Source organism: Spirosoma knui (genome assembly GCF_054780635.1).
On sequence record NZ_BAAGVY010000003.1, the window covers coordinates 1 to 15,186 of the forward strand.

Sequence of the window (15,186 nt, forward strand, 5' to 3'; positions counted from 1 at the left end):
CACTGGCATTGCTGCCCGTTCGACTTGCATGTATTAGGCCTGCCGCTAGCGTTCATCCTGAGCCAGGATCAAACTCTCCATCGTAAATATTAGTGTGGCAAGATCAACTTACCACTGTCTTGTTCAACCGACACCCGAAGGTGTAAGGCTGAGTCTTTTTGTGCTGACCGTTTGTCAAAGAACTTCGCGCCTGGTCCGTTGACCGAAGCGGGGTGAGCTAAACTCTCGATGAGTGTATCTCGGTATGTGTCATTTGGGAGGGCAAAGGTACGCTGCTGATTCCCGTTTGTCAAGTAAAAACTGAAATTTATTTTTTGGCTTGCCTTTCAGTTTTTGCCTTTAACCTGCTCATACACAATGATTTAGATTGGTTATGAGTGGTTCCCGTATCGTTTGGGAGTGCAAAGGTAGCTGACTTGTTTTGCTTTGTCAAGCGAAACCGAAAAATAATTTTCATTTGTTTTTCGGTGTTGTCTTTGCCGAGCGGGTCAGGTGTGGTTTAGGCCGTTCTGACGGGTGCTCTTCCCGGATTTGGGACTGCAAAGGTAGGCACTTGCCCACCCTTTGTCAAGACCTCATTTGGAAATAAATCAGAGGCAATAAGGCTTACAGAGTCTAAGTCTCTGGTATGACTGGACTTAGACTCTGTAAATTTTTACGCTTTTTTTAGCAGATGATTCTTTTTGCCTTTTGACACTAGGATGTAGCGGTCCTGAAGCCATTCTAACTCCAGTGGTGCAGCCGGATCATTTACTTTTGTTTTGTTTATGCTGACCGCGTTTTGTGTAATAGCCCGACGGGCTTCGCCCTTAGATGCGTACACCTCTCCCCGACTAGCTACTGAAAGTAGATCCGTAATGTCTTTACTGCTTGCCAGTTCTTCGGCGGATATTTCGGTTTGGGGTACACCTTCAAATATTACGTCAAATTCTTCCACCTGAATAGAACGTAGCGTATCAAGCGTAGCCTTTCCAAACAATACCTCGGATGCTTTTACGGCCAGATCGTATCCGGCCTGCGAGTGGACACGTATCGTTACGTCCTGCGCAATGGCTTTTTGCAGAATGCGCAGATGCGGTGCTTCGGCGTGCTGGCGCTCCAAGTCTTCAATCTCATCGCGAGAAAGAAGTGTAAACACGCGGATCAGTCGTGAACAGTCAGCATCGGACGCGTTAAGCCAAAATTGGTAAAACTGGTAAGGCGACGTCATATTCGGATCGAGCCATACGTTTCCTCCCGCCGATTTGCCAAACTTGGTTCCATCGGCTTTAGTGACCAATGGCGTTGTCAGGGCAAACGCCAGATGCTCTTCACGCTCCTCCGTTTGACCGCCTTCTTTACGTCGAATAAGCTCCGTGCCTGTAGTAATGTTGCCCCACTGGTCGGAGCCGCCCATTTGTAACCGGATCCCTTTGTTCTTATAGAGCCAGTAGAAGTCATATCCTTGTAATAACTGGTAGGAAAACTCCATAAACGAGAGCCCCGTCTCCAGACGTTTCTTTACGGAGTCTTTAGCGACCATGTAGTTCACCGTAAGATGCTGTCCCGCTTCCCGCAGAAAGTCCAGAAACGTCATCTCCTTAAACCAGTCGTAATTGTTGACCATCTCGGCGGCATTTTCGCCAGAGAAGTCAAGGAAACGAGTTAGCTGCGCCCGTATCCCTTCCTGGTTGCGACGTAACGTTTCTTCGGATAAGTAGTCCCGTTCGGTCGAACGGCCGGATGGGTCACCGATCATACCGGTTGCTCCACCAACCAGCGCATAGGGTTTGTGCCCCGCCCGTTGCAGATGAACCAACAGCATGATGGTTGCCAGGTTTCCAATGTGCAGGGAAGCGGCCGTTGGATCAAACCCAATATAGGCCGCAGTCATATCCTGAGCGAGTTGTTCTTCGGTGCCCGGAGTCATGTCATGTAACATGCCCCGCCAGCGGAGTTCTTCGATAAAATTCATAATAAAAGGAGAAGGGAGGAAGGGCAAAGAAGGAGGAAACGGAGAAGTCCACTAACAAGTTTTTCCTTATCCCTTTCCTCCTTTTAGCCCCTTTCCTCCTTTTTTGCAAAAATAGTGGTTATGGTAATAGCAGCGATGAGTCGCCGTAGCTGAGAAACCGATATTGATTCGTCAGGGCCTCGTTATAAACCCGCTTCCAGTCGTCGCCAATCAACGTAGCGATCAGCAAAATCAAGGTCGAACCAGGCTGGTGGAAGTTGGTGACAATACCTTTACAAAGCTTCAGTTGATAGCTAGGCGTAATATAGATGCCCGTATGCGCAACAACCTTCTCCAGACTCGAGCGATCCAGGTACGTTAAAACGGCATTGAGCGCTTCCTCAACCGGCGGGTGTTCCGAAATGGGCAGTTGATACGCATAGTGCTGATCGAGCCTAAACGGATCAGGTTCGTTACGTATTACTTTAACGCCCATCCAATACAAGCTTTCCAGCGCCCGCATGGACGTAGTGCCAACCGGTATAATGGTACGTATATTAATAAGCAGGTTCTGAATATTCTGCCGGGTGTAAACAACCTGCTCGGTATGCATATAATGCTGGCGAACGTCCTCGGACTTAATCGGCTGAAACGTACCGGCGCCGACGTGCAACGTTACGTAATCGTGGCCGATACCACGCTTAGCAAGATTCTCGAACACAGCGGGCGTGAAATGCAGACCAGCCGTTGGGGCGGCCACGGCTCCCTCCTGCTTTGAATATACGGTCTGATACGTATTTCGGTCAACGTCGGTCGCTTCCCGTTTGAGGTAAGGTGGAAGTGGCACCTCACCTGCCTGATGTATAACCTGTGCAAACGTCAACTCAGCGGGCTGCCAGCTTAGGTTAATAACCGAATGCTCGGGATCATGCCAGGCAGCAGTAAGCGTAACCGGTCCGTTTGGTCCTAATAGGGTTGTTTCGAGCGCTTCATCCTGTTTCCAGCGTTTTCGATTTCCAATCATGACCTGCCACGTAACGGATCCCGTAGCTTCCATAGCCTGCGTGATGGGCTGATCAGCCGGATACGGGTTCAGCAGAAACAGCTCGATTAAAGCACCCGTTGTCCGGACGAAATGCAGTCGTGCCGGAATAACTTTAGTGTCATTAAATACCAGAAATGCATTCTCTGGCAATAATTGGGGCAAGTCGTAGAAATGCGCGTGGCTGACCTGACCAGCTTTGTAAACGAGCAATTTCGATGCGTCGCGCTGGGGTAGCGGAAACCGGGCAATCCGATCATCGGGCAGGTCATATTGAAACTGACTCAACCGCAATTGATTTGTTTCACTCATCGCTGCCTGGTTTCATGGCCAACCGGATAGGCAATGCAACCAATACAACGATTAAGATTGCCGTACTTAAGGGTAATAGCCAAACGTAATCAACAGCCTGAATACCTCGATCGGACCGATTCAGGAACGACAACACCAGAAGACCCAACCCCAGGATCGTGTTGATAGCCGCCATAAGCGCGTGAAACCAGTTCGTTACGACTACGTTGAGTTGGGACCGGTGACTCGCCCAAACGCTCGTGCTCACCATCGGAAGTTGTGCAGTAGGCACTCGGGTAAACAGCTTGGCAACGGCGTTAATAAGCGTGTTGTTCAGCAGAAAAATGATGACAGCGCTGTAAAATACTGCTTCGCGGCTAACTAATTGAATGGGCTGGTTACGCTCGTCGAAACGAACGGCTACTTCACCGGGGTACGAAATGTAGCTACTAAATAAGGCAAACAAGAGTCCAATGATCGACAAAATGCGCCAGACTCGAATAAAGAAAGTACCTGCTTTCATGTAAAATCGAACCGCAGAAGCGGAGAGAATGTGTGAATGAGCGATCGAGGGAATAACTCTACCACCCATTTCCATTTTTAACTTACTTTTTAATCCACAAAGGTACGGCTTCGGTGATGGAATTCCGTTATTGAAGCCATTTGTCTAGATTTTTGGTTTACCTAAACATGAAGATTTATACGAAAACAGGCGATAAAGGCCAGACTGCGCTAATCGGCGGCCGTCGGGTAAGTAAAGCGGATCTGCGCATTGATACGTACGGAACAGTCGACGAGCTAAACTCCTGGATTGGTCTGGTGCGCGATCAGGCGGTTAACGAAGGACGTAAAGAGCTGCTGAAAGAAATTCAGGACCGGCTCTTCACGATCGGCGCTGAACTGGCAACTGATCCCGAGAAAGCGCCCAAAAAAGCGATACCCGTTATTGTACCTGACGACGTTACGTTACTTGAACAGGCTATGGACTCAATGGATGCAGAGTTACCCGAGTTACGCGCCTTTGTATTACCCGGTGGCCATGAATCAGTGTCGTATTGTCACCTGGCCCGGACGGTTTGCCGCCGTGCCGAGCGCCTGGTTACTGCCTTGAACGATCAGTCGCTGGTCGATGAGCTGGTGCTGCAATACCTCAACCGGCTATCGGATTATCTATTCGTTTTAAGCCGCAAAATAGCGCAGGAATTGACCGTTAACGAAGTAGTCTGGAAGCCCAGGGTTTAATTTCAAAAAAAGTTGTCTTAACAACTAAATTTACTCAACCTAATTTTTTAGCTTTGCCACGAGCGGTCGAAACAGCGAAAGCAGCTGACCTAACTCGTTAACCAATAGCCTGATTATGACGACGGATGTATTGCAAATTGAATTGCGGAAAGCGGAGCGCTCCCGGATTCAGGAGGTAGATTTCAACCATCTGCCTTTCGGAAAACACTTCTCGGATCACATGTTCGTGGCCGATTTCATAGATGGTGAGTGGCAAAATCAGATGATTGTGCCATTCGACAACTTTACGCTAAGTCCGGCGCTATCGGCATTGCACTACGGTCAGTCTATTTTCGAAGGCATGAAAGCGTTCAAGAACGAGGCTGGCGAAGTATCCATGTTCCGGCCTTACGCCAACTTTGAGCGCATGAACGAATCGGCCCGCCGGATGTGCATGGCTACGTTGCCGGAAGAAGTGTTCATGGGAGGACTCGAAGCGCTGTTACGTGTCGATGCCGACTGGGTACCGAATACGCCTGACAGTTCGTTATATATCCGGCCGTATATGTTTGCGATGGATACGTTCTTGGGCGTTGCGCCATCGAAGACGTACCGGTTCTGTATTTTCACCTGCCCTGTAGGTGCGTATTACAGCAATCCGCCTAAGCTCAAAGTGGAAACCGAGTACATCCGGTCGGCTCCGGGCGGTGTGGGTTACGCAAAATGTGCCGGTAACTACGCGGGATCGATGTATCCGACCTTATTAGCCCAACAGCAAGGATATGACCAGTTGATCTGGACCGACGCTCGGGAGCACAAATACATTGAAGAGTCGGGTACGATGAACATCATGTTCGTTATCGACGGGAAGCTGATCACTCCTGCTACGTCCGACTCGATTCTGAAAGGCGTTACGCGTGATTCGATCTTACAAATCGCCCGCAGTTGGGGCATGGAAGTTGAAGAGCGCTTAGTTTCGATCGAAGAAGTTATCAGTGGTATTGAAACGGGTCGGTTAACTGAAGCCTTTGGAGCCGGAACGGCGGTAGGTTCATCGCCTTATTCGCTGATCGGCTATAACGGCAAAGATCATATGCTTCCTGAAGTAGCGCCAGCTGATTCGTTCGCCGTTCGGGTGAAGAACTACCTCGCGGATCTACGCACCGGTAAAGTTGAGGATACATTCGGTTGGATGTACACGGTGTAATTCAGCATTAATATCATAGAATGCAAGCCCTGGCCAAACGGTCAGGGCTTTTCTTTTAGGCCTTATCGACACTTGTCTTAAAATTTTCCATTTTTCAGCGCAGGTTTTCCGGACACTTTGCACCTAACTCTATAAATAGCCTCCCAGCGCAATCATTTTGACCGAGTCAGAACTCATAGCGGCCTTACAGACTGGTAGCGAAACCGCCTTTCGCCAGTTCGTTGAAACCTATCAGAAGAAGGTTTACAACCTGGCATTCCGGCTGGTTGGCGATCGGGATGAAGCGGACGACGTAGCGCAGGAGGTGTTTATGGAGGTGTATCAGACCATACAGCAATTTCGGGGCGATGCCAAGCTCAGTACCTGGCTGTACCGAATTACCACAACCCAGGCACTGGCTCACCTGCGCAAACGGCGGGCCAAGAAACGGTTTGCGTTCGTAACGAGTCTGTTCGGGTCGAGTAACGAAGTGCTGTATGACCCGCCCGCCACCGAAAACCCAGGACGCCAACTGGAGCAGTCGGAGGAAACGACGATGCTGTTAAAGGCCATTGAACACTTGCCCGATACGCAACGAGCGGCATTCACGCTGCATTACATTGAAGGACTGACGTATAAAGATATTGCTGACGTATTGCAGACAACGGTGTCGGCGGTGGAATCGCTGCTGCACCGCGCCAAACGTCAGCTTCGCACGCGACTACAATCGTTTTATCAGGATTCAACAAAATAACACGGACATGAACAACGAACAATCATCTGAAAACGACGCCTGGGAAGAGCGGTTCCGAAAGCTGGGGCAGTTACCGTCTGAGTCACCCAAGCCTTTTTTCTACACGCGTCTGCAAGCGCGGATGGAACGGCAAACGACGCCCGCACCTGCTTATGTGCCCCAGTGGCTGCGTCGGCCCGCTTACGCCTTAGCCGCTTTCGGGTTGATTGTTGTGCTGAACATGGGCGTAGCATTACGTTACGTATCCACCGATACAAGTCAGGCAACTACTGACGCTACCACCTACGAAAGTTTCGTTGCTGATTACCAGTTAACCACAAATACCGATTACGTCGATGAATGATCCTAGAAAATTCAGACTGCTCATAGGCTTAATTATCGGCCTGGTGCTCTTAAACGTAGCTTTACTAGCCTGGTTCGGCCCACTCAGACAGGGACGGGTTTGGCGCGGTGCTGGCGAACGAGGCTTATACCTAAGTAGGCAGCTCAACTTCAGCGACGAACAACGGGAGCGCTACCAGGCCCTGCGCCAGCGCTATTTCGAGCAGCGCCAAAAGCTCAACGAACAAGTTCGGCCGGAACGACGGGAGTTTTTTGAGCAAGTGTACGATACGACAAAAACAGACGCCGAACTCCTCACACAAGCGCAGGAGTACCACACCCAACTGGCGCAGCTCGATGTAATTACGCTTCGCCATTTTCAGCAAGTAGCCACTATCTGTACGCCCGAGCAACGCGAGAAGCTCCGCAAAATCGTCAGTGAAATGCCCTCACGAGGTAACTGGGAGGGTCGACGCGGCAGAGGAAACGCCCGACAAAAATAATTTTCGAATTCTGCGCAGGTTTTTCCTGCAACACGCATCTAACTCAGTAAACAACCAATAATCATGAACAAAGTAATCGTAATGGCAGCCCTTCTGGGCGCCTTCAGCATCGGTCAGAGCTTTGCACAAGAAGCGACGGAACCAACCCAAAGTGCGCAAGCCGGTCAACCGGGCCCAAGCCGTCGAGGTGGTCAGTTCAGGAACATGACACCCGTAGAGGCCAAAGACCTACCAGCCGCTATTACCTCGACGGTAAAAGACAAGTACCCCGATGCGACCATTCGCCGGTCGGCCAAGAATGATCAGGGTAAATACGTTGTGGTCGTTACCGACAAGCAGGACGCCCGGACCATGTTGCTTTTCGATGAGAAAGGCGCGTTGACTACCGAACGGCAGCTTCCGAAACGCCAGCCCGGCGACAAAAACGGGCACTGGCGTAAAAACAAAGCCGAGAAGAGTAAGTAAGCAGAACGGTGGCGGGCGTAACAACCCGCCACTCGTTTAAACGTCCGCACCTACCGTAATTCAATATCCTCAACGCTTCTTTTCAACACGCCATGAAACGCTTCCATCCGTTATTACTTTCTGCTTTGCTGCTGTTGTCGGGAACGGCTATGGCGCAAACGACTCAGGTATCGGGAACAATCGCCGACCAGAAGAACGAAACCCTACCCGGCGTTCCCATTATCCTGACCAATCAGCAGGATACAACCAAGCAGTTTTACGCCCTGACTGACATAAACGGGCGATTTACCCTGAACAACGTACCTGAGCAACAGTCGTATCGGCTCAAAGCGACGTATCTGGGCTTTCAGGATCTTGTTAAAACCGTAGAGGTGAACAAGCCTATGCTCGACTTAGGTACGCTGCAATTGATCGAGACGGCCAGGAACTTACAGGAGGTAAACGTAGTGGGCCGGATTGCGGCAACAACGCAAAAAGGCGATACCACACAGTTCAACGCCGACGCCTATAAAGTGAATAAAGATGCCAGCGCCGAAGACCTGATTCAGAAATTGCCCGGTGTTAGTGTTGTAAACGGCAAAGTGCAGAGCCAGGGCGAAGATGTGCAGAAGGTGTTGGTGGATGGTAAACCCTTCTTCGGCGACGACCCAACCATTGCCCTACGTAACCTTCCGGCCGAGGTGATTCAGAAGATTGAAGTCTTCGATCAGCTCAGCGACCAGTCCCAGTTTACCGGCTTCAACGACGGGAATACGTCAAAGACGATCAACATTGTGACCCGTCCTGATCGACGTAATGGTACCTTTGGTCGCGCCTATGCCGGTTATGGCACCAGCGATACGTATTCGGCCGGTGGTAATATCAACGTCTTTAACCAGGATCAGCGACTGAGCATTGTTGGGTTGTCGAACAACATCAACCAGCAGAACTTTTCGGCGCAGGATCTGGTCGGAGCGAGCAGCGGTGGCGGACAGCGCCGGGGTGGCTCGGGTGGCGGAGGCCGGGGAGGTGGCGGTAACCGGGGCGGAGGAGGTGGAGCCCCCCAATCAGGTGGCAACAATGGAGCATCGAACTTCCTGGTTGGACAGCAAGGCGGTATCAATACAGCAAACTCACTGGGTATCAATTTCTCCGACGACTGGGGCAAAAAATTAACCTTCCGGGGCAGCTATTTTGGCAACCTCGGCAACAACCGAAACGACCAGTCGCTGCTACGTACTTACTTCCTGGGCGGTAATGGAAATCAATTGTATCGCGAGAATGAACTCAGCGGCAGTCAGAACATTAACCACCGCCTTGACTTCCGGCTGAATTACAAGATTAATGAGAACAACTCGCTGCTCTTTACGCCCAGACTTAGCTATCAAAACAACAGCGCGACGAGTAATCTGCTGGGCAGTACGTTCCTGAGAACAATTCCTCCAGTTGGCGAAACACCGGCTGGCTTTTCCGACACGATTGATTCGCTGTTGAGCCGCACGCAAAGCGATTACGAAGCAGCTCGAACCGGGCTTAACTTCAACAATAACATTCTGTTCCGGCACCGTTTCGACAAGCCTGGCCGTACGTTATCCATTAATCTTGGTACGACCGTAAGCGATCGCGATGGGCTGAGTATGCTTTCCTCGCTGAATACGTTCATGACGGTTCCGGCCGATACGCAATCCATTCGTCAGCAAACGACCAGCCGTACCAATGGCTATGAACTGTCGGGGAACGTAGCGTATACCGAACCGCTGAGTAAACAGAGTCAGTTGCAGTTGAATTACAATATTTCGTACAACAACAACGACGCCGACCGCCGGACTTTTCAGTATAATGCACTAACGGGGCAGTACGAACAACTGGCACCGCAACTGTCGAACGTATCGCAGAGCGACTATGTGTTCAACCGCGCGGGAGTTGGTTATAATTTCCGGAATAAAACCGTTGGCCTGACCGCTAACGTAGCGTACCAGCGGGCTTCGCTCACCAGTGATCAGCGCTTTCCGCTGCCGGGCGTTATCAATACGAACTACAACAACCTGCTGCCCAGCCTGCAACTGGATTACCGCTTCACAGACAACAGTCGCCTGCGGTTGTTGTATCGCACCAACACCGCAGCGCCATCGGTATCGCAGTTACAGAACGTAGTGGACAACACGAATCCGCTGCTGCTGACAACGGGTAACCCGAACCTGCAACAGTCGTACAGCCATAATGTGTCGGCCCGCTACACGCTCACGACACCCGAGAAAGCGAGCAGTTTCTTTGCGTTGCTCAGCGCCGGCGTAACGAACAACGCGATCGCCAATTCGATTGAAGTCGGCACGGGTGATTCGACGGGTGCTGGTCCCCTGCTGAACGGTGTGCCGCTGGCTCCCGGTGTTCAATTGACGCGCCCCGTCAACCTGCCAGGAGCCTGGAACGCCCGGTCGTTGCTGACCTACGGCACCCCACTAGGTTTGCTGAAAACGAACCTGAATCTGAACGTAGGGCTGAACTACAACCGCGCACCTGGCCTGATCAACAACGAGTTGAACTACGTTCATAATTATACGCTGTCGCAGGGAGTGGTGTTGAGCAGTAACATCAGCACGAAACTAGACTTCACGTTATCGTACGGGTTCAACTACAACTGGGTCAATAATACGATCCGGCCTACGTTAAACAACAATTACATCACGCAGACGGCGGGAGCCCGCCTGAACTGGCAATTCGGCAAAGGCTGGCTGTTACAAACCGACCTCAACCATCAAGATTACCGCGGGTTATCGGCCACATTCAACCAATCGTACACAATCTGGAATGCCTCATTTGGCAAGAAGGTGCTACCCGATCAGCGTGGAGAGCTGAAGCTGACCGTCTTCGATTTGCTGAACCAGAACAACAGCATCAGCCGCAACGTGACCGATACGTATTTCGAAGACACGCAGTCACTCGCCTTACGTCAATACGGAATGTTGACCTTCACGTACAAGCTGAACAAGTAAGTGAAATGAGCAAGGAAACGGGCACGAGGAACATCCTCGCGCCCGTTTCCTTATTCAATGAATTACTGCCGCACGGCAGCAACATATAAGCTTATCTGCCTTATTTAGCCGACGCAGTCGTAGTACCACCGGTAGATGTAATTTTTATCTTCAAGCCGAAGTCTTTGCCTTTTGATACGTCTTTCAGCAGCACATTTTGCCCTTTTGAGCCAGTCCAGGTTAAACCGCCATCACTCGATTTAGAACTGCCGTATTTGGACGTAAAGTAAGCCCCTAACTCTTTCTGATGGGCATCGACCGATTGGCGCGTGTTCAGGAACAAATCGACCTCAATGGCTGATACTTTCTGATTAGCCTGATAGTACAGCATATCGGCCGATTCGAGATTTTTGAACTCGACGGTATAACCAACGTGTTTCGCATCACTCTCGAACGGCTCTCCTTTTTCGGTGGTCTTCACGGTAGCGAAGTCATCGCCCAAGTTAATACCCCGCCAGTCACTGGTGGGGGTTAAGCCCAAGTCGGCGACGCGTCCGGTAACCGCTACGTTAGATGTAGCAGGTCCGGCCGCAGCAGTTGTTGTGTCGGTCGTTTGATTAGTAGATTGCTGTTTATTCTGGCAGGCATTGGAAAGCACAAGCACCGCCAACACAGCCAAAAAGGTAAAACGATTTCGCATACGTAGTTAGTTAACTTCGCAAAAGTACAGTATTCGCACAACTGATCAGACAGACGCTTGTTTGATTACAGCTTTACCTGCAACGTTACATAAACGCTACGTCCATCGGAAGGCAGAATACCGGGACCCGGATAACCCGTTGCCCGACGGGTAAAATACACCCGGTCAGTCAGATTATTCAGGCTGCTTTCAATCCGGAACCGACGAAACTGGTACGAAACGCTGGCATCCATAATGGCATAAGCCGGAATAAGTCCGATAACGGCCGAAACGCCCCCCTCACGTGCGTTGGTCGCATCCGAAAACTGGTCAGACAGGTACGTATATTGAAAAGATGCCTTGAGGTTCTTATACCCAAGTCGAAGCCCACTTTTCAGGTTCACAGCGGGCACAAACTCGACCTGTTTTCCGGCTACGCCCGGAATTTCGCTGGCCTGGTATGTCGAATGGATCAGTGCAACGTTGGCAAATAAGACACCGCTCAGGTTTTCGTTCAGCGGGTTGATCATACGTAACAAATCACCTTCGGCGTAAGACTCCAGCCCCATAATGATGGCCTGCCCGATATTCCCCCGGCGACGTAACACCCGGTCGTTTTGATCATAAAACTGGACTTCGCCAATCCGATTGTTGTAGTTGAGTAAGAATGCACTTACATCGAAGTTGTAAAGAGTTGTTTGTACGCTGCGAACACCCAGGTCAATGGAGTAGCCTTTTTCATCCTGCAGATTTGAATCGATCACCGACGAGGGGTTGGCAATGCGCATGTCGCTGAACGTAATGGACCGGTAATTCTGCGACAGGTTTCCGTAAATGTCCAGCTTAGGCGTCGGCTTAAAACTAAGCCCCAATCCACCCAGCACAAACTGACGTCCATTAGTACGGGATTCGCTGGTTCGGGTTGCGTTAATGATATTTCCGGCCAGATCCCGCGTAATAGTGCCATAAAACCCATCCGCCGTCGTGTGAATATACTCGTAGCGAACACCCGGCGTAATAGACAACTTATCGCCTACGTACAGAATATTCTCGGCAAAAACAGATACGTTCCGGTTGGGGAATTGGTAATCGGACGATATAGCCTGCTCTGTGTCCACAAAATTAAAGTTGGCGTCTTTCCCTGTACTACCCAAGCCCTGCACACTGTGGTTGAACCCGTGGTAGTAGCGGCTACCGACGAGCAGCACGGCCTGCTGATTGCTTAAGGTATAGCGTTTAAGATACCGGGCTTCGGCACCCCAGTTCGTAAAATCGCCCTTAATCAAATCACGCTCACTGTTATCATCGACACTGGCCACCCGATTAGGCCGAAAACCAAGCGAATTCCGGTACGCTGACAAGCCGAACAGTCGTAGATTGACTTCGTTGCTGGTATTGAATTTATGATCGAAATGCAGGGCGGGCATAGTCCAGTTCACTTGAAACCAGTTCCGTCCGCGGTTGCTCTGCCGCGCATTCTGCCGAAACATCTCATCGGTTAAACCGCCGGGCTGCTGCGCCAGGTAGCTCATTTGGGTTATGTCGATGCCGAGCGTACTACGTTCCGACAGATGATAATCGACATCAGCATAAAGCGTAAAGTTGGTGAAGTGCGTGTTCGGCCGCCAGCCATTGCCTTGTTTATACTGAAAGAAGGTATAGTAACTCAGCTTACCAACCGTGCCGCTAAGGCTGGTAAAGGCGTTATAGAACCCAAAAGAGCCTAGAGTCTGACGCGCAATCAGCTCAATTTTTCGGTCGGTCACAGGCTTTTTCATTACAAAATTAAGGAGTCCGCCAAACTGAGTTCCATACTGCAGAGAGGCCGCCCCCCGCACAACCTGGATGCGGCCAACGCCTTCAACGGGTGGGGTGTAATAGCTTTCCGGATAGCCTAATGCGTCAGCACTGATGTCGTAGCCATTCTGGCGGACGTTGAAATTGGACGATCGGTTTGGGTCAAGACCGCGTCCGCCAATGCTTAACTGCAAGCCCGCCCCTTCATTTTCCCAAATGTTCAAACCTGCCACCCGAGCGTAAATCTGGCGGGCGTTATTAGTTGATAAGTTGGCGACTAACTGTTCAGGAATAATGACTTCGGATTTTTTACCCTCGTAGATTCCCATACTTTCTACACCCCGCATGCGCGTGAAGCCAAAATCCGACTGTTGATCTTTCACGACAACCTCGCTGAGCGTTTCCGTCCGGCTGAGCACCAGAATGACTATCTGCTGGTTCCGGTCAGTTATAATGGTCGTTACGTTGGCCGCTTTAAATTCGGGGTGGCTGGTCTGGATGACGTAACGACCCGCCGGTAGATTAGAAAACGTAAACCGCCCCAGGCTATCGGTTACCACGGAGCGCTTACCGTTGTTCAGGTACACCGTACAGCCGCTGACTGCCATACTGTCCGCGCGGGCCTGTACGTTCCCGGCAAGTTGGTATTGAGCAAAAACAGCCGTTGTGCTAAGCCAAACGGCCAACAGGCTAAAAACCGTAAATTTCGTCATCGAAAGAAGTAATCCAGGATTTGGGGGCGAACGAATCATGTTCATTCGCCAGATTAACGGTGGGGTCAATAAGCGGCTTCCCCAAACGGCCGTTGAGCGCTACGTAGGAATCGACGTACACTTGGGGGTTACGAAAACCACGCGCAGCAAACTGATCGCGGAGCAGATGAGCGTACTGCAAGAGCATATCGGGCTGCGTACTCATCATTTTTTCCTGCAAAGGGGTCAGAAACTCCGTGTTATTCACAATGACCTGCTTACCTGTATCGTCTCTGACGGTAAACTGGGCGTAACCGGCTTTTTCCATCAGCATCACTCGCCACGAGAACCGGTAGCCCTGCTCGGTCCAGAATAGTTCGCCCGGATAGAGCCGATACCGAAACGGCAGTAGTAGTTGAATGACGAAGAAAGCGAGAAGTCCACTCAGCACTCCTTTCTGCACAAGTGGCTGATACCTGTACGTTCGGTGCGGATTAAGAAACGCCACAGGCACCGACAACCATCGACCGATTCGGCGAATAAGTGCTTTATGAAAACCAGGCGAGAAAAAAATCAGCGCCGTAACGATCATGATGTATGGAAACATACCAATCGGAAACAGGACGGCCGTTAAGCCATGAAAGACAACTACCGCGATGTACGCCCAAGGACGTGTCTGGCTATTCCAAAGCAGAAACGGAATGCTCAGGTCGTAGAGACAACCAAACCAGCTAAATACGTAGTGGACCCAAGGGTAATTGAAGAGCGGACCAATTAGGGACATGTCGTTACGTGCCGGCAACCAGATTCTTAGGGGCAAAGCTTCCAGCAGCCAGTCACTGTTTAGTTTAGCCAGGCCCGCAAAAACGTATAGAAGAGTCACTAACAACTTTATGGAGTCGGTACACCAGGCTGGAATCTGATCGGAAAGCAGCGTTCTGTGGCGATATGCGTCAATGGAAAAATAAGCGTGAGCTGGCAAAAAAATTAGTAGGAGACAGACAAGGCTGGTGAAATAATAATGGTTAAGGTAGGTAGTCTTATCAATCAGCTCGATGTAGGTAAAGCTCAGGAACAAGCTCACTGCCGACAACCGATAAAACAGACCTAGCGCTACAAACAACGCTGACACACCACAAACCGCAAAGAGCCCGTATGTATGCGGGCCCAGCGGCTTAACGAATTCAAACCCATAGAAGGAAAAGAAAAAACGCGGTTGAATATATAACTCGTCGATCCAGCCTTTGCTCCAAAACCGGATGATGCTTCCGAACAGCATGATTCCGAAGGCAAATCGAAAGATGACTAACGGAGCGGCCGACGTCGTTTTCTGAAAATAGCCCTGCATACA

Annotated in this window: 13 protein-coding genes and 1 rRNA gene; 7 read left to right on the forward strand and 7 right to left on the reverse strand. The window is 50.6% G+C overall.

Annotated elements, in window-relative coordinates:
* The 4 genes from ACYVIY_RS08675 to ACYVIY_RS08690 form a co-directional block, all read right to left on the reverse strand.
* Positions 1 to 84, reverse strand: a 16S ribosomal RNA gene (locus tag ACYVIY_RS08675); the annotation flags it as partial.
* Positions 85 to 655: 571 nt separating this feature from the next.
* A complete protein-coding gene (gene tyrS, locus ACYVIY_RS08680; protein WP_460975929.1) occupies positions 656 to 1,954 on the reverse strand; it encodes a tyrosine--tRNA ligase in 1,299 nt (432 codons plus the stop codon).
* Between the two features lie 118 nt (positions 1,955 to 2,072).
* Positions 2,073 to 3,287, reverse strand: a complete 1,215-nt coding sequence (locus tag ACYVIY_RS08685; RefSeq protein WP_460975930.1) for an S-adenosylmethionine:tRNA ribosyltransferase-isomerase — start codon at positions 3,285 to 3,287, stop codon at positions 2,073 to 2,075.
* Positions 3,280 to 3,789, reverse strand: a complete 510-nt coding sequence (locus tag ACYVIY_RS08690; protein WP_460975931.1) for a hypothetical protein — start codon at positions 3,787 to 3,789, stop codon at positions 3,280 to 3,282. Before ACYVIY_RS08690 ends, ACYVIY_RS08685 begins: the two co-directional genes overlap by 8 nt.
* Before the next feature lie 167 nt (positions 3,790 to 3,956).
* Here ACYVIY_RS08690 and ACYVIY_RS08695 point away from each other — a divergent pair, with 167 nt between their 5' ends.
* From ACYVIY_RS08695 to ACYVIY_RS08725, 7 genes are all read left to right on the forward strand, one after another.
* Positions 3,957 to 4,508 carry a cob(I)yrinic acid a,c-diamide adenosyltransferase gene (locus tag ACYVIY_RS08695; RefSeq protein WP_460975932.1) on the forward strand — a complete coding sequence of 184 codons (552 nt, stop codon included), beginning with the start codon at positions 3,957 to 3,959 and terminating at the stop codon, positions 4,506 to 4,508.
* 115 nt (positions 4,509 to 4,623) lie between these two features.
* Entirely contained in the window at positions 4,624 to 5,694 is a 1,071-nt protein-coding gene (locus ACYVIY_RS08700) for a branched-chain amino acid aminotransferase (RefSeq protein ID WP_460975933.1), read from the forward strand.
* A 157-nt stretch (positions 5,695 to 5,851) separates the two neighbouring features.
* On the forward strand, positions 5,852 to 6,427 hold the full coding sequence (locus ACYVIY_RS08705) for an RNA polymerase sigma factor (protein WP_460975934.1): 576 nt from the start codon (positions 5,852 to 5,854) through the stop codon (positions 6,425 to 6,427).
* Between the two features lie 7 nt (positions 6,428 to 6,434).
* Entirely contained in the window at positions 6,435 to 6,770 is a 336-nt protein-coding gene (locus ACYVIY_RS08710) for a hypothetical protein (RefSeq protein WP_460975935.1), read from the forward strand.
* Entirely contained in the window at positions 6,763 to 7,251 is a 489-nt protein-coding gene (locus ACYVIY_RS08715) for a Spy/CpxP family protein refolding chaperone (RefSeq protein ID WP_460975936.1), read from the forward strand. Before ACYVIY_RS08710 ends, ACYVIY_RS08715 begins: the two co-directional genes overlap by 8 nt.
* A gap of 63 nt (positions 7,252 to 7,314) precedes the next feature.
* Positions 7,315 to 7,716, forward strand: coding sequence for a hypothetical protein (locus tag ACYVIY_RS08720; RefSeq protein ID WP_460975937.1), 402 nt, complete (start codon positions 7,315 to 7,317; stop codon positions 7,714 to 7,716).
* 92 nt (positions 7,717 to 7,808) lie between these two features.
* Positions 7,809 to 10,688, forward strand: a complete 2,880-nt coding sequence (locus tag ACYVIY_RS08725; RefSeq protein WP_460975938.1) for a TonB-dependent receptor domain-containing protein — start codon at positions 7,809 to 7,811, stop codon at positions 10,686 to 10,688.
* 100 nt (positions 10,689 to 10,788) lie between these two features.
* Here the strand turns inward: ACYVIY_RS08725 and ACYVIY_RS08730 are convergent, their stop codons facing one another.
* The 3 genes from ACYVIY_RS08730 to ACYVIY_RS08740 all read right to left on the reverse strand — a co-directional run bounded on the left by ACYVIY_RS08730 (position 10,789) and on the right by ACYVIY_RS08740 (position 15,183).
* Positions 10,789 to 11,367, reverse strand: a complete 579-nt coding sequence (locus ACYVIY_RS08730) for a hypothetical protein (RefSeq protein ID WP_460975939.1) — start codon at positions 11,365 to 11,367, stop codon at positions 10,789 to 10,791.
* Between the two features lie 65 nt (positions 11,368 to 11,432).
* The gene (locus ACYVIY_RS08735; RefSeq protein WP_460975940.1) at positions 11,433 to 13,856 is read right to left on the reverse strand and encodes a TonB-dependent receptor domain-containing protein; all 2,424 of its coding nucleotides are present in this window, start codon (positions 13,854 to 13,856) and stop codon (positions 11,433 to 11,435) included.
* Positions 13,834 to 15,183, reverse strand: a complete 1,350-nt coding sequence (locus tag ACYVIY_RS08740; RefSeq protein ID WP_460975941.1) for an HTTM domain-containing protein — start codon at positions 15,181 to 15,183, stop codon at positions 13,834 to 13,836. The genes ACYVIY_RS08735 and ACYVIY_RS08740 overlap by 23 nt, the downstream gene beginning before the upstream one ends.
* Positions 15,184 to 15,186: the final 3 nt, after the last annotated feature.